The 21041-nt window shown below is 67.3% G+C and carries 23 protein-coding genes; 11 read left to right on the forward strand and 12 right to left on the reverse strand.

What is annotated here, in order from left to right:
* Nucleotides 1-3: 3 nt before the first annotated feature.
* Nucleotides 4-1560 (reverse strand): glycerol-3-phosphate dehydrogenase/oxidase, encoded by a 1557-nt coding sequence (locus ACPUD7_RS03805; protein WP_135537572.1) that lies wholly within the window; start codon nucleotides 1558-1560, stop codon nucleotides 4-6.
* A gap of 77 nt (nucleotides 1561-1637) precedes the next feature.
* Between ACPUD7_RS03805 and ACPUD7_RS03810 the strand changes: the two genes are divergently transcribed.
* Entirely contained in the window at nucleotides 1638-2270 is a 633-nt protein-coding gene (locus ACPUD7_RS03810) for a TetR/AcrR family transcriptional regulator (RefSeq protein ID WP_167854328.1), read from the forward strand.
* Nucleotides 2271-2362: 92 nt separating this feature from the next.
* Here the strand turns inward: ACPUD7_RS03810 and ACPUD7_RS03815 are convergent, their stop codons facing one another.
* The 3 genes from ACPUD7_RS03815 to paaI form a co-directional block, all read right to left on the reverse strand.
* Nucleotides 2363-3046, reverse strand: coding sequence for a TetR/AcrR family transcriptional regulator (locus ACPUD7_RS03815; protein ID WP_135537570.1), 684 nt, complete (start codon nucleotides 3044-3046; stop codon nucleotides 2363-2365).
* 50 nt (nucleotides 3047-3096) lie between these two features.
* Nucleotides 3097-4392 (reverse strand): AMP-binding protein, encoded by a 1296-nt coding sequence (locus ACPUD7_RS03820; RefSeq protein WP_135537854.1) that lies wholly within the window; start codon nucleotides 4390-4392, stop codon nucleotides 3097-3099.
* A gap of 166 nt (nucleotides 4393-4558) precedes the next feature.
* Complete coding sequence (gene paaI / locus ACPUD7_RS03825; RefSeq protein ID WP_240689555.1) at nucleotides 4559-5095, reverse strand: hydroxyphenylacetyl-CoA thioesterase PaaI; 537 nt, start codon at nucleotides 5093-5095, stop codon at nucleotides 4559-4561.
* Between the two features lie 647 nt (nucleotides 5096-5742).
* On the opposite strand from paaI, the gene paaA reads away from it, so the two are divergent.
* From paaA to ACPUD7_RS03870, 9 genes are all read left to right on the forward strand, one after another.
* Nucleotides 5743-6795: a 1,2-phenylacetyl-CoA epoxidase subunit PaaA gene (gene paaA, locus ACPUD7_RS03830; protein ID WP_425119179.1), complete on the forward strand. Its 1053-nt coding sequence runs from the start codon at nucleotides 5743-5745 to the stop codon at nucleotides 6793-6795.
* Nucleotides 6792-7115 carry a 1,2-phenylacetyl-CoA epoxidase subunit PaaB gene (paaB, locus tag ACPUD7_RS03835; protein WP_425119180.1) on the forward strand — a complete coding sequence of 108 codons (324 nt, stop codon included), beginning with the start codon at nucleotides 6792-6794 and terminating at the stop codon, nucleotides 7113-7115. The genes paaA and paaB overlap by 4 nt, the downstream gene beginning before the upstream one ends.
* A gap of 13 nt (nucleotides 7116-7128) precedes the next feature.
* Nucleotides 7129-8109 carry a 1,2-phenylacetyl-CoA epoxidase subunit PaaC gene (gene paaC / locus ACPUD7_RS03840; protein WP_425119181.1) on the forward strand — a complete coding sequence of 327 codons (981 nt, stop codon included), beginning with the start codon at nucleotides 7129-7131 and terminating at the stop codon, nucleotides 8107-8109.
* Nucleotides 8110-8114: 5 nt separating this feature from the next.
* A complete protein-coding gene (gene paaD / locus ACPUD7_RS03845; protein WP_425119255.1) occupies nucleotides 8115-8642 on the forward strand; it encodes a 1,2-phenylacetyl-CoA epoxidase subunit PaaD in 528 nt (175 codons plus the stop codon).
* Nucleotides 8642-9760 (forward strand): 1,2-phenylacetyl-CoA epoxidase subunit PaaE, encoded by a 1119-nt coding sequence (paaE, locus tag ACPUD7_RS03850; RefSeq protein ID WP_425119182.1) that lies wholly within the window; start codon nucleotides 8642-8644, stop codon nucleotides 9758-9760. Before paaD ends, paaE begins: the two co-directional genes overlap by 1 nt.
* Nucleotides 9761-9844: 84 nt before the next feature.
* Entirely contained in the window at nucleotides 9845-11011 is a 1167-nt protein-coding gene (locus ACPUD7_RS03855; protein WP_425119183.1) for a thiolase family protein, read from the forward strand.
* Entirely contained in the window at nucleotides 11008-11874 is an 867-nt protein-coding gene (locus ACPUD7_RS03860) for an enoyl-CoA hydratase/isomerase family protein (RefSeq protein ID WP_425119184.1), read from the forward strand. The genes ACPUD7_RS03855 and ACPUD7_RS03860 overlap by 4 nt, the downstream gene beginning before the upstream one ends.
* Entirely contained in the window at nucleotides 11871-12755 is an 885-nt protein-coding gene (locus ACPUD7_RS03865; protein ID WP_425119185.1) for a 3-hydroxyacyl-CoA dehydrogenase family protein, read from the forward strand. The genes ACPUD7_RS03860 and ACPUD7_RS03865 overlap by 4 nt, the downstream gene beginning before the upstream one ends.
* Nucleotides 12756-12833: 78 nt before the next feature.
* Nucleotides 12834-13610, forward strand: coding sequence for an enoyl-CoA hydratase/isomerase family protein (locus ACPUD7_RS03870; protein WP_135537563.1), 777 nt, complete (start codon nucleotides 12834-12836; stop codon nucleotides 13608-13610).
* A gap of 4 nt (nucleotides 13611-13614) precedes the next feature.
* Here the strand turns inward: ACPUD7_RS03870 and ACPUD7_RS03875 are convergent, their stop codons facing one another.
* From ACPUD7_RS03875 to ACPUD7_RS03910, 8 genes are all read right to left on the reverse strand, one after another.
* The gene (locus ACPUD7_RS03875) at nucleotides 13615-14211 is read right to left on the reverse strand and encodes a dihydrofolate reductase family protein (protein ID WP_135537562.1); all 597 of its coding nucleotides are present in this window, start codon (nucleotides 14209-14211) and stop codon (nucleotides 13615-13617) included.
* A 119-nt stretch (nucleotides 14212-14330) separates the two neighbouring features.
* The gene (locus ACPUD7_RS03880; RefSeq protein ID WP_425119186.1) at nucleotides 14331-15110 is read right to left on the reverse strand and encodes a TVP38/TMEM64 family protein; all 780 of its coding nucleotides are present in this window, start codon (nucleotides 15108-15110) and stop codon (nucleotides 14331-14333) included.
* A 110-nt stretch (nucleotides 15111-15220) separates the two neighbouring features.
* Nucleotides 15221-16582: a S1C family serine protease gene (locus tag ACPUD7_RS03885; protein WP_425119188.1), complete on the reverse strand. Its 1362-nt coding sequence runs from the start codon at nucleotides 16580-16582 to the stop codon at nucleotides 15221-15223.
* A 134-nt stretch (nucleotides 16583-16716) separates the two neighbouring features.
* Nucleotides 16717-17325, reverse strand: a complete 609-nt coding sequence (locus ACPUD7_RS03890; protein WP_425119189.1) for a DUF998 domain-containing protein — start codon at nucleotides 17323-17325, stop codon at nucleotides 16717-16719.
* Nucleotides 17322-17759 carry a MarR family winged helix-turn-helix transcriptional regulator gene (locus ACPUD7_RS03895; RefSeq protein WP_425119190.1) on the reverse strand — a complete coding sequence of 146 codons (438 nt, stop codon included), beginning with the start codon at nucleotides 17757-17759 and terminating at the stop codon, nucleotides 17322-17324. The genes ACPUD7_RS03890 and ACPUD7_RS03895 overlap by 4 nt, the downstream gene beginning before the upstream one ends.
* Before the next feature lie 85 nt (nucleotides 17760-17844).
* The gene (locus ACPUD7_RS03900) at nucleotides 17845-18015 is read right to left on the reverse strand and encodes a hypothetical protein (protein WP_167854326.1); all 171 of its coding nucleotides are present in this window, start codon (nucleotides 18013-18015) and stop codon (nucleotides 17845-17847) included.
* Nucleotides 18016-18030: 15 nt separating this feature from the next.
* Nucleotides 18031-19401 (reverse strand): L-lactate MFS transporter, encoded by a 1371-nt coding sequence (locus tag ACPUD7_RS03905; protein ID WP_135537557.1) that lies wholly within the window; start codon nucleotides 19399-19401, stop codon nucleotides 18031-18033.
* Nucleotides 19402-19600: 199 nt separating this feature from the next.
* The gene (locus ACPUD7_RS03910; protein ID WP_240689554.1) at nucleotides 19601-20377 is read right to left on the reverse strand and encodes a SurA N-terminal domain-containing protein; all 777 of its coding nucleotides are present in this window, start codon (nucleotides 20375-20377) and stop codon (nucleotides 19601-19603) included.
* A 211-nt stretch (nucleotides 20378-20588) separates the two neighbouring features.
* On the opposite strand from ACPUD7_RS03910, the gene ACPUD7_RS03915 reads away from it, so the two are divergent.
* Nucleotides 20589-20960 carry a VOC family protein gene (locus ACPUD7_RS03915; protein ID WP_425119191.1) on the forward strand — a complete coding sequence of 124 codons (372 nt, stop codon included), beginning with the start codon at nucleotides 20589-20591 and terminating at the stop codon, nucleotides 20958-20960.
* Nucleotides 20961-21041: the final 81 nt, after the last annotated feature.

Genomic DNA, 21041 nt, shown 5'->3' on the forward strand with positions numbered 1-21041 from the left:
GCGTCATCCTTCTTCCTGTGTGTTCACGATCAGTTCGGGTGCCAGCCTGCGAACGGCAGAGGCGAAATCGGCGCGGTCGGCCTCAACGAGCCCCCACCGCGAACGGCGGTCGATGACATCGTCGACGGTGATGGCCAGTTCGTGGTCGACGGCGAAGCGGACCTCGGCGCCGCTGTAGGGGATGCCCGTGCGCACCGGGCCGCCGAGGGTCGGATCGGACTCGGCATAGGCCGCGACGCTGGCCGCGTCGGTGCCGTAGCGGCGGATCAGCGCCTCCGGCAGGTTCGGATCGGGGGTGCCGATGCCGACGAGTCCGAGCGACTTCGTCCGAGACGGGCCGGCCGTGAGGCCTCCGCCTTCGACGACGGCGTCGACGGCATCCTCGGCCATGCGCCGATACTCCGTGAGTTTGCCTCCGACGATGGTCAGCGCATCGGTGCGCGGGTCCCGCAGCAGTGCGTGCCTGCGGGAGAGATCGGCGCTGGAAGAGCCCGAGGTTTTCAGCAGCGGCCGGAACCCGGCGTAGCTGCCGACGATGTCGTCCAGGGCGAGAGGCTCGGCCAGGGCGGTGTTGATGGTTGCGAGCAGGAAGTCGAGGTCCTCGTCATCGGGCATCGCCCGGTCGGGAACCGCACCATGGTGCGGGGAATCGGTGAGACCGACCATGACGAGCCCCTCGTGCCAGGGGACCGCGAAGACGAAGCGACCGAAATGGCCGGGCACCGGTGCCGTGATCGCGACCTCCGGGTCGCCGAGGCGCTCGGCTCGAACCAGCAGGTGGGACCCCTTGCTGGGTGCGAGTTCGACCTCATCGGCCAAGGTATCGGCCCAGACTCCGGTGGCGTTGACGATCTGCTTCGCACGCACCGTGTGCCGGTCGCCGGTGAGCTCGTCGACGAAACCGACCTGACCGGGTTCGATATCGGTGGCCTCGGCGTAGGTGATGATGCGTGCGCCGTGGACGGCGGCAGTGCGGGCCAGGGCCACCACGAGGCGGGCGTCGTCGATGAGCTGACCGTCCCAGCTGAGCAGGCCGCCGCGGAGTCCCTCGGCGTCCGCGGCGGGAACCTGCTCGCGCACGGCGGCGGCCGAGACGCGACTGGGACGGGGCAGCAGGGATGCCGGAGTGCGTGCGAGCCTGCGCAGGACGTCGCCGGCGAAGAAGCCGATTCCGAACATCGCGGCATCGAGGCGGCCGACCCCGGAATGGAGGGGCATGACCAATGGCAGCGGACGGATGAGATGCGGTGCGATCCTGCCCATCAGCCGACCGCGTTCGAGGGCGGATTCCCAGGCGATGGAGAAGTCGAGCTTGGCCAGATAGCGCAGACCGCCGTGGGCGAGCTTCGATGACCAGCTGCTCGTGCCCGAGGCGAGGTCGCCGCGTTCGATGAGGACCACGCTGAGTCCCCGGGTCACGGCGTCGAGGGCGACGCCGACACCGGTGAATCCGCCGCCGATGACCACGAGGTCGACGGTGTCGTCGGCGGTGGCCGCCGCGAGGTCCCGCGCTCGCCGAGCGGCATTGAGCGCCGCGTCTCCATGGGTTCTGTCAGGCATCCTCGGGCATCCTCGCTCCTTCTGGTACTGAGTCGTACCAGTTTGCAATCGGCGTGGAATGTTGTCAACATCACAGTGTGAGCGACCATGGACGACCTTATGCCGGTGCCAGCCGCCGAGCCCGCGAGAGTGCACGGCGCGAACGAATCATCGCCGCCGGTGCGCAGATCTTCGGCCTCCACGGCTATCGGGCCGCGACCGTCGGTGCGGTCTGCGCCGAGGCGGGGCTGAATAAGCGCTATTTCTATGAGTCGTTTGCGACGCTCGAGGACCTTCTCTGTGCCGTCTATGCGCGGGTGGTCGCCGATCTGCGCGAGGCGGTGCTCGCAGGCGGCGGTGGTGAGGCTCGCGAGGTGCTGCGCGGTTTCGTCGCCGGCTTCCTCGATTGGGTGCAGGCCAACCCGGTCTGGGCGCGCGTCCACCTCTTCGAGGTCCTGGGAGTCAGCGCCCGGGTCGATGAGCTGTACCGCTCATACGCTCGCGCCATCGGCGACGAGCTCGTGGGTCGTCTGGCGGAGGTGACTGCGGGCCCGCCGCTGACACCGGCTCGACGGCGGGTCCTCGGCGACGTCCTCGTCGGTGCCGGGCTGCAGGTGGTCGTCGACTGGGTCATCAGCGGCTACGAGCCTCCGCGCGATCGGCTACTGGCCGAGACGGAGGCGACGCTGGGGTGGATTCTCGCTGCCGGTGCGGCGACCGACTTCGACTGAGTGCCCCACAATTTCGCAACCGAGTGCCCCACGGCCCGCAGCTGAGTGCTCCGCAAGCCCGCAACTTTGTTGGGCGGGCCAGGGCCGGTGGTTCAGGCCTCGAGCCCTTGGAACGCCATCGTGGTGACCGCCTCGGCGATGGTGTCGGGGTCGATGGGGTAGCTCGAGCGGTACCACTCGGTGATCGAATTGACCATGCCGAAGAGCAGGCGAGTGATGAGCCCGGGGCTGAAGTCCGAGCGGAGTCCGCCCTCGTCGATCGCCGCGGAGACGAGACTGCGGATCTTCTCGTCGATGGCGCGACGCGCATCGAGGGCCTCGAGCTCGATGGCCGAGTTCCCGCGAACGCGCAGCAGCAGAGTCACCGAATGGTGGTACTCGATGAGAATGAGCACACTGGCCCGCACGGCCAGACGCAGCCGTTCGAGGGCGGTGATCCCGGTCCGATGGCTCTCGGCTTCGACGGCTGAGTCCAAGGCGTCGATGCCGCGGTTGATCGCCAACCGCAGCAGCTCTTCCTTCGACTTCACATGATGGTAGATCGCCGACTTCGTGATGCCGAGCTCCCGGGCGACGGTGTCCATCGAGGTGCCGTCGTAGCCGCGGGAGACGAACACCTCGGTGGCCCTGTTGATGAGCGTCTCCCGGTCATAGCCGGGGCGACCGCGGCGCGAGCGCTTGGGGGCGGCGGTCGACGATGTCGACTCGGCGGAGCGCGGGGACCGGGCGGCCGCCTCGGCGAGGGAATCCGACGCGGATGAGGACGATTCGGGCATGCTGATCAGTCTAATCGGCTGCCGCGTGACGCACGGAGACGCACGTCATCTCAGCGGATGCCTTCGCGGCGGTCGATGATGCGCTTCATCTTGCCGACCGAGCGCGGCAGGTCGCCGGGCAGCTTGATGTCGACGCCGCAGGAGACGCCGAGGCGCTCCTTGATGCGGGCCGCGACGAGACGGTCGAGGCCCTCGAGTTCGATCGCACCGACGCCCTCGCGGGCTTCGACCTCGACGGTCATCTCGTCCATCCGGCCGGGGCGGGTGAGGAGGAGCTGGAAATGCGGGCTCAGCGGGCTGAACTCGAAGAGCACGGATTCGACGTTGGCCGGGTAGACATTCACCCCGCGGATGATCATGAGGTCGTCCGAGCGGCCGGTGATGCGCGAGATCCGGCGGAAGTTCGGGCGTGCGGTTCCCGGCAGCAGGGTCGCGAGATCGTGCGTGCGGTAGCGGATGATCGGCAGCGCCTCCTTCGTCAGCGAGGTGAAGACGAGCTCGCCCTCCTCGCCGTCGGGCAGCGCCTCTCCGGTGAAGGGGTCGACGATCTCCGGGTAGAAGTGGTCCTCCCAGATCGTCGGACCGTCCTTCGTCACGGCCGACTCGCAGGCCACACCGGGTCCCATGACCTCGGAGAGGCCGTAGATGTCGACGGCGTTGATGTTGAAGGACTGCTCGATCTCCTTGCGCATCTCGTCCGTCCACGGCTCGGCACCGCAGATCGCGGTCTTCAGGCTCGTCGACGTCGGGTCGATGCCCTGGCGATGGAACTCGTCGAGGATGGTGAGCAGATACGTCGGCGTGGCCGTGATGATGTCCGGTTTGAAGTCCTGGATGAGCTGCACCTGGCGCGGAGTCTGCCCGCCGGAGATCGGCACGACGGTGAAGCCGTGACGTTCGGCGCCGTGGACGCCCAGGCCGCCGGTGAACAGTCCGTAGCCGTAGGCGTTGTGCATCATCTGTCCGCGCTCGCCGCCGGCGCCGAGGATGGACCGCGCGATGAGGGCACCCCATCGGTCGAGGTCGCCCATCGTGTACCCGACGACCGTCGGCAGGCCGGTCGTGCCCGAAGAGGCGTGGATGCGTGCGACCTGCTCCTGCGGCACCGCGAAGAGCCCGAAGGGATAGTTGTCGCGCAGATCCTGCTTGGTCGTGAAGGGCAGCTTCGCGATGTCGTCGAGGCTCGTGATGTCCGCAGGGCTGACGCCGAGTTCGTCGAAGGCCTTCCGGTAGAAGGGCACCTGCTCATATACGGAGGTCACCGTGGTCTTGAGGTTCTTCAGCTGGTCGGCGCGCAGCTCGTCGAGGCTCATCCGTTCGCCGGCGTCGAGGTCGGTGTCAGTCATCATCGTCTCCTTGCGAAATTCTTCTCTGTGCCGGATTCGGACGGGGCGTCCGATCCGCTGACCGCCGAGGAGGGGCACCGACTCCGGCGTCGTGTCCTCTGCGGGTGGTTGGGGGTGGGCAGGCGGCGGCATCGGCCGCGTCAGCGCTGCGCCCGCCTGCTGCCGGTCACGGTGTGCGGGGAGGCAGGGTGCGGGAGCGACCGCGGTAGGTGGCGACGATCTCGTCACCGCGGGTGACGGTGACGTCGTAGATGCCCGAGCGTCCCTGTTTGATGACCTCACGGCCGTGGGCGATGAGTTCGTCGCCGATGAAGGTGGGTTTGAGGAAGTCGATGTCTCCGCCCGAGGCGACCGTGATCGAGCCCGGGTAGTTGCAGGCCATGGCGAAGGTGGTGTCGGCGAAGAGGAAGACGTAGCCGCCGTGCGTGATGTCGTGGCCGTTGGTCATGATCTCGGTGATCGTCATCGAGCACTGCGCCCAGCCGGGTCCGTGGTCATCGACCTTGATGCCCAAGTGCTGTGAGGCGCGGTCATTGGCGAACATCGCGGCGGCGCCGGTGGGTATGGGAGCGTGTGGGGCTGCCCCGGTGCTGGATGCCTCGGTGGATCCTGTGGGATCGGGCTGTGGAGCCGCCTCGGTGGGGGTGGAGGTGTTCGGGGTCTGTGACTCCGCGGTCGTCGTATCGTGGGTGGGCTGTCCCAAGGTCGGCTCCTCCTCGAGTCGCGGGTTCTGGCGCCGGTGCACGAGGAGTGCCTGCGCCGCTGCGTGTGGACGACGGTGAGAGTTCCCCGTGATCCCGGACGGTCAGCCCGTCGGAGAATAAACGACCATCTGGTCAATAAATATCGTTCCGATAGTCGCCGCTGTCAAGTCACACGATGATCCGGCCTGCGAATCGCGCACGCATCGTCAAGCGGAAGCGGGAATAGGTCGCTATCGGATAGTTTCCGAGAAATATAGGTCGCTATCGGACATTTTCCGGCGCTGAAAGTATCCGATGCTGACCTAAATTCGGCAGGCGCCGCTTGGGCCGGAGGAAGTTTGTCTGGTCGATCCGACAGGTGTTGCGACGACTCCTTGAACCCGAGGCGCCGAGGCCGCTCTGGATCGACCGGCAGATGCGCCGGGTGGGCGCCTGTGTGCGAAAGATAGGCGCATAGAAGCCGTTCGCGGGGGCGGCATTGCACCCGGGCCGGGGGTGTGCGACACTGGTGGCAACAATACAGAACAAATGGTCAGTAAATGGATGCCCTGGATCAGAGGTCTGACGATGGTCGGACCGATGGGGAGGTCGGCAGCCGCTGACCGAGGCAGGTCCTGACAAGGGCACATCCAAGGGTGGAGTGGTCATGACGACTCAAGTGAACGACAATCGCTACGATGAAGCGGAACTCGAAGCGCAGTTCGACGCGACGATCGAGGCCAAGGACCGGATCGAACCGCGGGACTGGATGCCCGAGGCCTACCGCAAGACGCTCATCCGCCAGGTCGCGCAGCACGCGCACTCGGAGATCATCGGCATGCAGCCCGAGGGCAATTGGATCTCCCGTGCCCCCTCGCTGCGGCGCAAGGCGATCCTGCTGGCCAAGGTCCAGGACGAAGCCGGTCACGGCCTCTACCTCTATTCGGCCGCAGAGACCCTCGGCGCCACGCGCAACGAACTCACCGAGAAGCTCATCGCCGGCCGCCAGAAGTACTCCTCGATCTTCAACTACCCGACCCTGTCCTACACCGACGTGGGCACGATCGGCTGGCTCGTCGACGGTGCGGCGATCTGCAACCAGGTGCCGCTGTGCCGGACGTCCTTCGGCCCCTACGGGCGCGCCATGATCCGCATCTGCAAGGAGGAGTCCTTCCACCAGCGTCAGGGTTACGAACTGCTCATGACGATGATGCGCGGCACCGACGAGCAGCGGGCCATGGTCCAGGAGTCGGTCGACCGCTTCTGGTGGCCTTCGCTGATGATGTTCGGCCCTCCCGATGACAACTCCCCGAACACCGAGCAGTCGATGGCCTGGGGTATCAAGACCCACACGAACGACGAACTGCGCCAGAAGTTCGTCGACATGTCCGTTCCGCAGGCCGAGGCGCTGGGCGTGACGTTCCCCGACGAGAACCTCAAGTGGAACGAAGAGCGCGGACACTATGATTTCTCGACACCGAACTGGGACGAGTTCTGGGCCGTCGTCAAGGGCGACGGGCCCTGCAACGAACAGCGTGTGTCCCACCGCAAGCGCGCCTGGGACGACGGTGCCTGGGTGCGCGAAGCCGCGCTCGCCTTCGCCGAGAACCAGAACGCCGAGGCGGCCGCCCCCACCGCGGGCAACGCCACCACTGCGGCCGCCCCCACCGTGCCGTCCGCCGACGGCTCCACCACCACCGCCGAGGAGGCAGCGAAATGACCGAGACCAACCCCGGCACCGCCTCGGCGAGTGCGACCCGCGGCGAATGGCCGCTCTACGAAGTCTTCGTGCGCGGCAAGCGCGGACTCAACCACGTCCACGTCGGGTCGCTGCACGCGACCGATGACCAGATGGCCATCCACCATGCCCGCGACGTCTACACCCGACGCAACGAGGGCGTGAGCATCTGGGTCGTCCGCTCCGCCGATGTCACGGCCTCGAGCCCGGACGAGAAGGATCCGATGTTCGCCCCCAGCGGCGACAAGGTCTACCGGCATCCGACCTTCTACGACATCCCCGACGATGTCCCCCACATGTGAGAAGGGGAGACGAATGACTGCGAACAACGAACCCACCGTTCACGTCGAACACGATGAAGCGGGAACCAACGTCGACCACGGCACCCACGACAACGCCTACTCGGGCCTGCTCGTCAACGATGCGAACTGGGCCTTCGGCACCGACTTCGAGGACCCGCTGGCCGGCGTCGACACGACCGTGCCCGACGGGGTCGACGCGAAGGACCTCGGCGCCTACTGCCTCATGCTCGGCGATGACGCGCTCGTGTTCTCCCAGCGGATCTCCGAATGGTGCTCGAACGCCCCCGACCTCGAAGAGGATATCGCGCTGGCGAACATCGCCCTCGACCTCCTCGGGCAGGCCCGACTCCTGCTCGCCCGCGCCGCGGCCGCCGATCCGGAGCTCGTGCCCGAACTGCCCGAGGGCTCACCCGTGCCCGATGAGGATCGGCTCGCGTACTTCCGCAACGACCTCGCCTTCCGCAACGTCCGCCTGGCCGAGGTCCCCAACGGCGACTTCGCCGAGGCGGTCGCGAAGATCCTCATCTACTCCACCTGGCGCCTGTCGATCTTCGAACGCCTGACGACCAGCCGCGACACCGTGCTCGCCGCGATCGCGGCGAAGGGCGTCAAGGAGATGTCCTACCACCGCGACTTCGCCGGACGCTGGGTCCTCACCCTGGCCCGCGGCACCGAGGAATCGAAGTCCCGCCTGCTCAGCGCGCTGAACGGGCTGTGGCCGCTGTGGACCGAACTCTTCGAATCCCACCCGGTCGAGGCCGCCGTGGCCGAAGCCGGAATCGGCGTCGACCCCGCCGAGGTGGCCGACGAAGCCGGAGTCATCATCGACCAGGTCTTCGCCGCCGCCGGCATCGATCGTCCCGGCCGCGGATCGCTGGCCGGGGTCGGCGTGCACGGTCGCAAAGGCCGCGACGGACTCCACACCGAAGCCCTGTCGAAGCTGCTCGCGGAGATGCAGGTCGTCGCCCGGGAGCATCCGGAGGGACAGTGGTGACCGCCATGCTGCAGACCCACCCGACCGGCACCGACGCCGAGGCGATCGATCGTGCCCGTGCCGCCGCCGAACGCGTGACGGACCCCGAGATGCCGATGCTTACGCTGCTCGACCTCGGCGTGCTCCGTGATGTGAGCATCGAGGATGGCCGCGTCATCACGACGATCACCCCCACCTATTCGGGGTGCCCGGCGATGGCGACGATGCGCGATGACTTACAGCGCGAACTCCTCGACGCCGGCTTCCCCGACGCCGAGGTGCGCGTGTCCCTGTCCCCGGCGTGGACGAGCGACTGGATCACCGAACGCGGCAAGAAGGCACTCAGGGATGCCGGCATCTCCCCGCCCGGAGCCGCACCGCACCGGCAGGGGCCGGTGGCACTGACCCTCATGCCCACCCGCCGCGCCGTGAGCTGCGTGCTGTGCGGGTCGGAGAACGTGAGACTGTCCTCCGAATTCGGCCCGACCGCGTGCAAGGCCATGTACCAGTGCCTCGACTGCCTGGAACCGTTCGACCATGTGAAGGAGATCTGATGACCCAGACGATCGATCAGACCGCCGAGGCGGCCCCCACCGCCCAGCGCGCCGACGGCTCCTCCCGGTCGAGCTTCTACCCGCTGACCGTGAAGTCCGTCGACCACCTCACCGAGGATTCCGCGGCCGTGACCTTCGATGTGCCCGAGGAGTACGCCGAGCTCTTCGACTTCGCCGCCGGACAGTCGCTGACCCTGCGCCGCCGCATCGACGGGCAGGAGCACCGCCGCACCTACTCGATCTGCGCCCCGGCCGGATCCGACCCGCGCATCGGTGTGCGTGAGGTCCCCGAAGGGCTCTTCTCCCTCTGGCTCGTGCGTGAGGTCCGTGCCGGCGACGTCATCGAGGTCCAGCCGCCCTCGGGCAGCTTCCGGGCCGACCCGGACCAGGGCGGACGGCATCTGTGCATCGCGGCCGGATCCGGGATCACCCCGATGCTCTCGATCGCGTCGACCGTGCTGTCGAACCCCGAAGCCTCGGTGACCCTGCTCTACGGCAACCGGAAGACGAACACCGTGATGTTCGCCGAGGAGCTCGCCGACCTCAAGGACGCCCGCAACCAGCAGCTCGACCTCGTCCACGTCCTCTCCCGCGAACCCCGCGAAGTCGAACTCTTCTCCGGCCGCCTCGACGAGGAGAAGCTGCGGCAGCTGCTGAGCGCCATCGTCCCGATCGGCAGCATGGACCATGTGTGGCTGTGTGGTCCCTTCGGGATGCTCGAAGACGCCCGCAGGGTGCTCGCCGAGTTCGACGTGCCGAAGGAGAGGATCCACTTCGAACTCTTCTACGTCGACGAACCGCCGCCGGAGGTCGTCCACGCCGACAAGGTCGTCGAAGGCGCCACCAGCGAGGTCACGGTCGTCATCGACGGACGCCGCACCACCTCGGCGATGTCGCAGGGCAAGACCATCCTCGATTCCGCACAGGAATCGCGCTCCGATCTGCCGTTCGCCTGCAAGGGCGGGGTGTGCGGAACCTGCCGCGCGAAGATCTGCGGCGGCGAGGTCGACATGGTCCGCAACTACGCCCTCGAGGACGCCGAGGTCGAGGCGAACTTCGTCCTCACCTGCCAGACCTTCCCCGTCAGCGATGAGGTCGTCGTCGACTTCGACTCCTGAACGACCCTGAACGGTCGCGTCCCGCGCCCACCCCGGACTCGACCGTCACCCACCTGATCGTCACCCCTGTCAACGAGGAGACCCATGCCTGAGGCATTCATTCTGGACGGACTGCGCACCCCCATCGGCCGCTACGGAGGTGTCCTGGCCGATCAGCGCCCCGACGACCTGGTCGCCACGACGATGAGGACCGTCATCGACCGGACGGGAATCGACCCGGCCGACGTCGACGAGGTCATCCTCGGCTCGGCGAATCAGGCCGGTGAGGACAACCGGAACATCTCCCGCATGGCCGTGCTCCTGGCCGGCCTGCCCGAGTCCGTGCCCGGCTTCACCGTCAATCGCCTGTGCGCTTCGGGAATGACCGCGATCACTACCGCTCGTGCGATGATCGCCGCCGGAGACGCCGAGGTGGTCGTGGCCGGGGGCGTCGAATCGATGACCCGTGCCCCCTGGGTGAGCGAGAAGCCGAGCCGCGCCTGGTCGAAGCCCGGCCGGACCTGGGACACCTCGATCGGATGGCGGTTCACGAACCCCGCCTTCGGTGAGGACACGACCCTGTCGATGCCGCAGACGGCCGAGCGCGTCGCCGAGAAGTGGAAGCTGACCCGCGAGGCCCTCGACGAATTCGCCTTTGACTCGCACCAGAAGGCGCTGGCCGCTGCCGCCGCAGGCAGCTTCGATCCGGAGATCCTGCCCATCGGCGAGGTCACCGCCGATGAGGGACCGCGTGCGGATACGACCGTGGACAAGCTCGGCAGGTTGCGGCCCATCCACGGCCCAGGCGGGCTCATCACCGCCGGCAACTCCTCCTCGCTCAACGACGGTGCCGCCGTGGTCGTGCTCGTCAGCGAGGACTATGCGAACAGGCACGGCCTCAACCCGCGCGCCCGCGTCGTCGCCGGTGCGAATGCCGGAGTGTCCCCGGAGATCATGGGCGTCGGTCCCGTACCGGCAACCCGGAAGGTGCTCGAACGCACCGGATGGAGGGTCGGCGAACTCGAAGCCGTCGAACTCAATGAGGCCTTCGCCTCGCAGTCGCTGGCGTGCATGGGAGATCTCGGACTCGACCCGGCCACCGTCAACGGCTTCGGCGGAGCGATCGCGCTCGGCCACCCGCTCGGCTGCTCGGGAGCCCGCATCACCGTGACCCTGCTCAACCGGCTCGAACAGGCCGGGGCGAAGAAGGGGCTGGCGACGATGTGCGTGGGCGTCGGCCAGGGTTCGGCCCTGCTGCTGGAGCGCGCATGAGTACGGGTGGCGACGCAGCGAATGGTTCGGGCGCCGGCACGAACGCAGCGGCCTCCCCGCTGCTCGTCGAGCGCCTTCCCGACCGCACGGTCATCCGGCTCAACCGGCCTCAGGTGCGCAATGCCATCGATCAGGCGATGGTCGACGCCCTCCACTCCGTGTGCGCCGAGCTCGAAGCCGAACCGAAGGTCGCGATCCTCACCGGCACCTCCGGGGTCTTCGCCGCCGGCGCCGATATCGCCCAGCTGCGCAACCGCCGCCGTGACGACGCCCTGGCCGGGATCAACTCGAAGATCTTCTCCCGCATCCAACAGCTGCCGATGCCGGTCATCGCCCTCGTCGAGGGATTCGCCCTCGGCGGCGGTGCCGAACTCGCCTTCGCCGCAGACTTCCGCATCGGGACACCGTCGACGAAGATCGGCAACCCGGAGACCGGGCTCGGCATCCTCGCCGCCGCCGGAGCCGCCTGGCGTCTGCGCGAACTCGTCGGCGAACCCCGGGCCAAGGAGATCCTGCTCGCCGGTCGCACCCTCCAGGCCGATGAGGCCAAGGCGATCGGACTTCTCAACGACGTCGTCGACCCCGAGGATCTCGAACTCGCCGGCCAGGCGCTGGCCGATCGGATCGCAAGCTTCGCGCCCTTGGCAGTCCGGTTGAGCAAATCCGCCTTCCACGCTCCTCGTGAAGCCCACCCGCTCATTGATAATCTGGCCCAGGCCGTGCTGTTCGAATCGCAAGAGAAGTTCGCCCGCATGGATGCGTTCCTGTCCAAGCGCGAGGCGAAGAGGGCGAAGAAGGCCGCCGAACGGGCCGCCCAGGCCGAGACCGGTGCGCAGACACAGCAGGAAGGCGAGAGCGAATGAGCGAGTCCACCCCCGACACCCCGGCCGCAGATGCTGCGGCCGCCGGCACCCCTGCCGCGCGCGTGCCCGAAGCCGTCGGAGTCTACGGCGGCGGCCGGATGGGAGCGGGCATCGCCCACGCCTTCGCCACCGCCGGCGCCCGGGTCATCGTCATCGAGAACACCGAAGACACCGTCGCCGCCGCACGGGAACGCATCGAGGCCTCGGTCGAGAAGTCGAAGTCCAAGGGCATCGACGTCCCAGGCACCGTCGAGGTCGTCCGCGACCCGACCATGCTCGACCAAGCGCTCCTCGTCGTCGAAGCCGTACCCGAGGTCCTCGAACTCAAACAGGAGATCCTCGCGGCCATCGCGAAGCACGCACCCGCGGCAAGCATCGGCACGAACACCTCGGCGCTGTCCATCGACGAACTCGCCGCCGCCCTGCCGCGCCCCCAGGCGCTCATCGGCCTCCACTTCTTCAACCCGGTTCCCGTCTCCGAACTCGTCGAGGTCGTCGTCGGCACCCACACCGACCCCGGCCTCGTCGAAGTCGCCAAGGGATGGGTCGCGGGACTGTCGAAGACGGCGATCACGGTCAAGGACTCGCCCGGATTCGCGTCCTCCCGCCTCGGCGTATCTCTCGCCCTCGAAGCGATGCGGATGGTCGAAGAAGGCGTCGCCGAGGCTGCGGACATCGACCGTGCCATGACGCTGGGCTACCGGCATCCGGCCGGGCCGCTGAAGACCACGGACATCGTCGGACTCGATGTGCGCCTGGGCATCGCCGAACACCTCGCCGCCGAGGTCGGTGAGCGTTTCGCCCCTCCGCAGATCCTGAAGGACAAGGTCGCGGCCGGCGAACTCGGCCGGAAATCCGGGCAGGGCTTCTACGCCTGGTGACACCCCGCGCTCACGGGCGCACTCCGGAGTCCCGCCACGGGCGCCGGCACCACTGTTAGGACACGCAAAGGAGCATCCATGACCGAGATCCAGCTGAAGAACCGCGGCCGCATCGCCGAGATCATCCTCGACGGGCCCGCCTCCCGCAACGCTCTCGATGCGGACAACCTCCGCGACCTTGCGGCAGCCGTGGCCAAGGTCGCCGAGGCGGTGCCCAGTGTGCGCGTGCTCCTCATCCGCGGGGAGGGCAAGGTCTTCTGCTCCGGTCGCGATATCAGCGGCGTCGACGCCGAGACCGATGACGCACACGCGTTCCTCGCCGAGTCCTTCGCCCCCGTCTTCCAGGCGATCAGGGCGCTGCCGATCCCCGTCATCGCCCAGGTCCAAGGGGCCGCTCTCGGGCTGGGCTTCGGTGTCGCGGCGGCCGCGGACATCATCTTCGCCGCCGATGACGCGAAGTTCGGGTCCCCGTTCGCCGCGATCGGTGCGATGCTCGATTCCGGTGCCCATCACGTGTTCCTCGATCGGGTCGGCTACCACCGGACCATGGACCTCATCGTCACCGGTGACTTCATGACCGGCGCCGAGGCGGCCGTCGCCGGGATCGTCTCCCGCGCGGTCCCAGCCGCGGACCTGAGCGAATTCGTCGAAGCGAAGCTCGAGAAGATCGTGTCCGGTCCGGCTGAGGCCTTCGCCATGGAGAAGGGGTTCGTGCAGAAGATCGCCGACGAACGTCCGAGCATGGCCGATCTGCTCGCCGAGGAGGCCGTCCTCCAGGAGTCGGCCCGGCAGACGCCGGACTACGTCGAGGGGTTCCGGGCCTTCCAGGAACGTCGGGCTCCGAACTTCGAATGAGGTCTCAGCTGTGCCGGCCGTCGTGGAGCGTTGGCCGGTAATTCACTTCGGCGATGCCGTCGTCCAGCGTCACCGTCTCGAGCAGCTCGAGGTCGAGATCGGGTGCGCCCGCGAACATCGGCACGGCCCCGGTGCGGCCGCTGATCACGGGGAACATCGTCACCTGGATGCGGTCGATGAGACCGGCGGCCAGGAGTGCGCGGTTGAGTGTGGGACTGCCATGGGAGCGTAGGGGGATCGTCGATTCCCGCTTCAACCGGGCGACCACCTCGGCGGGGGCGCCGGTCTCGACCGTCGCATCGGGCCAGTCGACGCCCGGGCTCAGGCTCGTGGAGATGACGGTCGTGGGCAGGTGCTTCATCCGGGTGTTGATCGGGTCCTCCGCCTCGGATGCGGGGGTGAGGTGGGCGAGGAACTTCTCGAACATGCAGAAGGTGCGTGCCCCGATGACCAGCCGCTGCTCCTGACCGTACTGGGCGGCACGGCGGGCGAGGAACTCCGGTCCCTGCTTGCCCCAGTAGCCGCCCCAATCGCCCTCCGGTGTGAAAGAGCCGAAGCCGTCGACGGTGGTGAAGAGATCCCAGGTGTAGGTGGCGGTCATCGCGTCGTCCTCTCTGCGCGGCGTCGCGTAGCCCACGTCGGGAGGGAGGATGGCTCACCGGATGTCCGGGGAGGGGCGATGCTGCACCGTCTCAGCGTGCGCCGATCACCGGGGCGAAGTCAATGATCGCTGCTCTGCTCAGGCGAATCGTCGTGGCGGGCGGACTTCCACCGACGCATCGTGATGATCGTCAGGATGATGACAAGCACCCAGGAGACGCCGACGGCGACGGCGTTGATGAGATTCGGCTCGCCGATGAAGGCGCCGACCGCCACGAGTGAGAGCTGGCCGGGCAGGGAGGAGACGACGGTGGCGGTGAGGAACGTGCGGTTGTCGATGCCCAGCGCCCCGCTGCCGTAGTTGACCGGCCAATAGGGGAAGCCGGGCATGAGCCGCAGTGCGCACACGGCGTAGAACCCACCGCCGGTGAGGCGGGACTCGACGGCCTCGGCGTGGGAGCCGAGCAGCCGCATGACCGTCTCCCGGCCCAGTGCCCTGGCGATCCAGTATCCGATCCAGCAGCCGGCGACGACCCCGATCATCGACAGCAGGGTACCGAAGGGCAGACCGAAGATCAGGCCGCCGGCGGTGGCCATGATCGTCACGGGGATCGGGGTGGCGGCGACGGCCATGTAGATGAGGATGAAGACACCGAAGCCCCAGAAGCCGGCGGCGAGGATGTCTTCCTGGAGTACGTCGATGGAGGGCAGGCGGACATTGAAGACCGCCCACACTCCGGCCAGCAGCGCGAGGCCGAGGGCGATGTTGCGCAGGATCGTCGGCCAGTCGAGGCGGGAGCGGCTGTTCCGCGTGCGCTGGGCAGCGGTATCGCGGGCACGAGCGGCTTGGCCGGGGCGGTGCGGTCGCTCCGGGGGTGGGCTGTCTTCGTGTCCGGGCATGGACCGATCTTACGTCCCGGCCGGGGTGGGACGGCAATCGCGGGCACACGGGCCGGGCCTCTGCCTGCGGTCGAACTGCAGGCAGAGGCCGAAGCGTGGCCGGCTTGGTGTCAGGACGCGGGACCTTCGGTCAGGGTCACCTCGGTGGTATGGCTCTGACCGGTGGTGTCCGTCCAGGTCAGGGACACTCTGTCGCCGGGTTTGTGCTCGGCGATCGCACTCGAGGCCGCGGTGCCGTCGCTGATCTGCGTCGAATCGATCGCGGTGATCGTGTCACCGGCGGTCAGTCCGGCCTTCGCGGCGGGGGTGTCCTCATAGACCCCGGCGACGACGGCGCCTGCGACCGCATCGGTTCCGGTCTGCCCGGACTGCGTGCCCTGCCCGGGCTGGCCGGACTGCGTGCCCTGCCCGGTCTGCCCGGACTGCATGCCCTGCCCGGGCTGGCCGGACTGTGCTGGCTGTCCGGATCGGTCCTGCTGGTCCGACCGTTCGGTCCGGCCGACGCCGATACCGAGGAAGGCCGGATAGCCGAGCGTGTTCGTGCTCGTCTGCTGACCGGCGATGATCGACTCGGCGGTCGTCAGTGCGGAATCGATCGGGATGGCGTAGCCGGTGACCACCGGGGTGCCGGAGGAGGCTGCGGTGTTCATGCCCACGACCTCGCCCTCATCATCGAGCAGGGCTCCGCCCGAATCGCCGGAGACGATATCGGCTTGGACTTGGATCATGCCGTCCAGGGTCTCCGAATCCTCGGTGCCCTGAGCGGTCGTGGTGACCGAAGCGCCGAGGTCGGTGACCGTTCCATCGGCTGCCTGGAGCTGCCCGCCGCCCTCGGAGTTGCCGACGGCGGTGATGTCGTCGCCGACATGGACGGTCTCGTCGTCGACGGCGGCCGGTGTGAGGTCGGTGGCGTCCTTGAGTCTGAGCACGGCGACGTCATGAGCCGAGTCGGAACCGACGACGCTGGCTTCGTAGGTTTTGCCCGTCGTGGCCACGGTGACCGCGATCTTGGTCGAGTCCGCGATGACGTGATTGTTCGTGAGGATGAGACCGTCCTTGCTCAGCACGATGCCGGTGCCGGCCGCTTCGGCCTTCTCGTAGCCGAGCTGGATGTCGATGAGGACGACACCGGAGGACTCTTCCGCGCTCGCCGGTGCGGCGTCCTGCTGCGTCGAACCGTCGCCGCCCTGGCTGGGGTCGGTGGGCTGACCGGTGAAGGGGATGACTGATTGGGTGGTCCCGGCCGCGACCGTTCGGGCGTGTCCCGCGGCGGAGGCCGACAGGCCCGCGGCAGACCCGATGCTCAGCGCCAGAGCCGCGGCCGCTCCTGTCACTGCCAGAGCGAATCGATGCCTGTGCGGGCGGGAGCGGGTGACGGCTGTCGCCGCCGTCTCGGTGCCGGATGTATTCTCACCCGTGTGCCCAGCGCCGGTCCGTGCGTGTGCTGACCCCGTGCGCTTCGACTCGTTCATGGCTCTGCCTTTCTGTGCTGAGTGTGAGTGTCCGATGACTCCCATTCAGTACCCGGAGGCTGTGGCCAGGCTGTGGCGCAGCTGGAGCGAAGCTTCGACTTTGCCAGTCGAGTGCTGAGAGGGGTGAGACCCGCTCAGGCGGCGATGACGATGATGCCGAGGGCCGTGCCGATGTAGAAGAGGCTGACGGAGAGGATGAAGACACGTTCTGCGATGCCGAAGGCCTTCGCACGAAGGGGCCTGATGATGAGCGCGACGACGCTGATGACCAGCGACACGAGCGCGATCCAGGAGATCGCGTGCAGGGTCTGCGCCAAGGGTGCTGGCCCCTCGGCGGTGAAGAGCCTGACGAAGTTGCCCATGCAGGCGTAGCTGATGGCGAACCAGGCGATGGCCATCAGGTAGTGCAGGCGGCCGGTCGTGCTCAGCTTCTCACCTTCCAGGTCGGTGGGGACGAAGGGCAGGAAGGCGAAGATGAGCGCGAGGACGGCAAGGGCGATGCTCACGAGCGTCGAATCGGGCCATTCCGGTATGCCGATGGCGACGGCCGCGGCCAGCAGGCCCCAGAACGGCACCGTCACCCAGGTCATCGCGCTGCTCAGGCGCCTCGTGCTGCCGACGGCATAGTCGCTGACGGCATGGCTGATGAACGAATACTCGCTCCGCACGAGGTGGAGGGCGAGGAAGAGAACGAGGCGGACCAGTCCGCAGACGGCCGCGAGTGCAGCGAGGATGAGGGTCATGAGCGGTCCTTGGGGTTGTCGGAGCGGATGGTGCGGACCTCGTCGTGGAGTGCGCGGATCGTGGAGGCCAGTGAGCTCGGGTCGATGCCGATCGCTCGGGCATTGTCGTCGAGGGAGTGTCCGAGCAGGCGTGCGCAGTGCGCGTGCTTGTCCTCGCCCGCCGAGGTGAGTCGCAGTTCCCGTCGATTGCCGGACCCCGGAGCCGCACCGTCGGTGATGAGGCCGTCGGTCAGCAGCGCTGTGACGATCCCGGACCCGGCGGCCTCGGTGACGCCGAGAGACTTCGACAGTGTCCGTCCCGTGATGCCCGGGTGCTGGCCGAGGATGACGAGAGCGACGTACTGGTTGTAGGTCAGCCCCTCGGGACGGAGCATCTGCTCCGCCCACCGATCGAGTGTGCGGACCAGGTCGTGAAGTTCATGAGCGAGATCCATGAAGTAAGTTAAGCACTTAAGTTAATGGTCGGCAAGGGGTTTTCGATGGATTCTCGCGGCTGCGCAGGGCCGCCTCGGCGAGGGGTCAGCCGGTGAAGATCGCCACTGCCTTGATCGCGGTCAGGGACAGGCCCCAGACGAGGCCGCCGGCCACGACGACGGTCAGGGCCGTGCCGACGGTCTTGTAGGCGCCGCCGACGGGTGACTGCGGCGAACCGGAGTCGGGGACGTGGGCGATGGGGGTGGAGTCAGTCATGATCGTTGCTCTTCCTCAGTTCTCTTCGAGGGCGGCGGCCTGCCTGGCGGCGACGTCCTCTTCGCGTTCGAAGTGCTTCTCGCTGACCGGGCGGATCAGCGCGTTGGCGATGAAGCCGATGATCAGGGCGCCGACCATGATGAACATGCCCGGGGTGTAGAGCTCGGGGCCGGACTTGCCGGCCGCCTCGCCGGCCTCGACGACGGAGTTGACGATGAGCGGACCGGCCACTCCGGCGGCCGACCAGGCGGTGAGCAGCGCACCGTGGATGGCCCCGACCTGGTACACGCCGAAGAGGTCCTTGAGGTAGGCGGGCACCGTGGAGAAGCCGCCGCCGTAGAAGGAGATGATGATGAGCGTGGCGAGCACGAAGAGGATGATCGATCCGCCGCCGAAGAACGCGACGAGCAGGTAGAGCACCGCTCCACCGCCGAGGTAGAGCATGTAGTTGTTCTTCCGACCCAGGTAGTCCGAGGTCGTCGACCAGATGAAGCGACCGCCCATATTGCCGATCGAGAGCAGACCGACGAAGCCCGCGGCCGCGGCGGCGGTGATGCCGAAGTAGGCCTGGATCATCGGGGCGGCGTTCTCGAGGATGCCGATGCCCGCGGTGACGTTGAGGAAGAGGGCGACCCACAGCAGCCAGAACTGCGGAGTGCGGATGGCGTTGCGGACAGCGACATTGCCCTCGGTCTGCATCGGCTTCGCCGCGACCGTCGAGGGGTCGAAGCCCTTCGGCGTCCACTCCGGGTGGGGGACGCGGATGACGAATGCGCCGGCGGCGATGACGACGGCGTAGACGATGCCGAGGGTGATGAACGTCGGGGTGAGGCCGGCGACGAGATTCTCGGGTTCGACACCGCCGCCGTAGAAGGCCATGAGCTGGTTCGACATCGGGCTGGCGATGAGCGCACCGCCGCCGAAGCCCATGATCGCCAGACCCGTGGCCAGGCCCGGACGGTCCGGGAACCACTTCATCAGGGTCGACACCGGCGAGATGTAGCCGATGCCCAGTCCGATGCCGCCGATGACGCCGTAGCCGAGGTAGACCAGCCACAGCTGTCCGGACACGATGCCCAGCGAGGCGATGAAGAAGCCGACGACCCAGCAGGTTCCGGCCGCGACCATCGATGCGCGCGGACCCTTCTTCTCCACCCAGGGACCGAAGACGGCCGAGGAGATGCCGAGCATGAGGATCGAGATCGAGAAGATCCAGCCGATCGAGACCTCACCGGCGTCGAAGTGCGTCATGAAGGGGATCTTGAACACGCTGAATGCGTAGACCTGCCCGATGCACAGGTGGATGGCCAGGGCCGCCGGCGGGATCAGCCACCGGTTGAAGTGCTTCGGCGCAACGATCGCCGAACGCGTGAGAATGGAAGCCACGGGAAGTCCTTCTGTTGGTGGAACTCGTCTCGCCGTCGACAACGGAGAGCGGACGAACGCGGGGTCTGTGAAGAATCAACCGACCCGATATTCCACTAAAGGGTAGAGCTCACACAAGCAGATTGCGAGGAATGCTCAGCGTTTTCTCCGGAAAACGCCGAAGTTTCCCGTCAGATGGGACTTCCGTGCCGGGGTGGTCTCAGAGGTGGAGCGTGACGTCGGCCTGCTTGCGCAGCTTCTTCGCGAACTTCTGCGTCGCCTCGTCGGTCTTCTGGCTCTTCACCTGTTCCTTGAGCTGAGGCCGCATCTCGTCCAGCGAGGGCATCTCCTGCTGCTGCCCGCCCTGCTGCGCCATCTGCTCCTGCTGGGCCTTGGCCTGTTCATAGGCCTGCCCGATCTCTTCGCCGCTGACCTCGAACTCGCCGTACTCGTCCTCGACGAGGCCCTCGATCTTCAGCTGATTCTTCAGTTCCGAGCGGACCTTCTTCTCGTCCATGCCCTGGTCCTTCATGGCTTTGAGGAAGTCCTTCTCGCTCATCTGCCCGGACTTGGCGGACTCCTTGAGCCCCTTGTCGATGTCCTTGTCCGTCACCGAGATCTTGCGCTTGTCGGCTTCCTGGACGAGCACTTCGGTGCTCACGAGGTTCTCGGCGGTCTGCTTCTTCAGATCCTTCTCATCGACGGGCTGTCCCGACTGCTGCGCCTGCATCTGCATCTGCTGGTACTGGGTCTCGAAGAGAGGGACGAAGTCGTCCTTCATGATCTTCTCGCCGTTGACCTCGGCGACCACCTTGGGGATGTCCTTCGTGTTGGGCTTGCCCTGCTGGCCCTGCTCGCCGGAATCGGCGCCGGGGGACTGCTCGGCGGCAGCCGAGGACTCCTGCGGTTTCGCGTCGTCGCCCTGACTTCCGCACGCGGCCAGCGCCACCACGGAGACGGACATGGCCAGGCCCAGCAACCACCGGTTGGTTCGCACAATCACTCCTGCTCTCGGATACAGCCTGCCAGGCTAGCAGGGGCGACTCCCCGAAGAATGTGTGGAGTATGTGTGTCGCTTGGCAAGGGTGTTTGCATCGGGGTCTCGGGAGGCACATCAACCCAGCCGGCGGGTCCGCGATGAGGACTGCCCCGCGTCCGCCTCGGCGGGTACACTTCGGCTACCGGTCGGATGCGACCGGAGATCGACCATGAAGGGGGCCGAAATGGAGTCGACGTTCCGTGGGGTGTTCCTCACCTGCGCCGACGCCGAGGCGACCGCCGCCTTCTACCGTGACATCGCCGGTCAGCCGCTGACGACGGCCGGCAGTGATGAGTACACCTACTTCCTCGTTGAGACCGAGGGAGTCCAGATCGCCTTCCACTCCGCCGAAGCATTCGCCGACTATGCGTTCCCGCCGGTGGCCGAGTCGAACCTCACGCACCTGTATTTCCGGATCCCCGATCAGGCGGGGTTCCTCGAGCGGATCCGCCATGCGGGTGTGCCGATCGTCGCGGTCGACGATGTCGTCGTCACCGTCGAGGACCCCGACGGCCGAAAGGTCATGTTCGGCACCGCGTGAGGCACAGTTCTGCTCGAGACACAGGCAGAGAGCCGAGACCACGGTGCACACAGGTGTTTCGGCGCTCCACCGTTGGCTCGA

The sequence above is a fragment of the Brevibacterium sp. FAM 24630 genome (assembly GCF_049804075.1).
Lineage (GTDB): Bacteria > Actinomycetota > Actinomycetes > Actinomycetales > Brevibacteriaceae > Brevibacterium.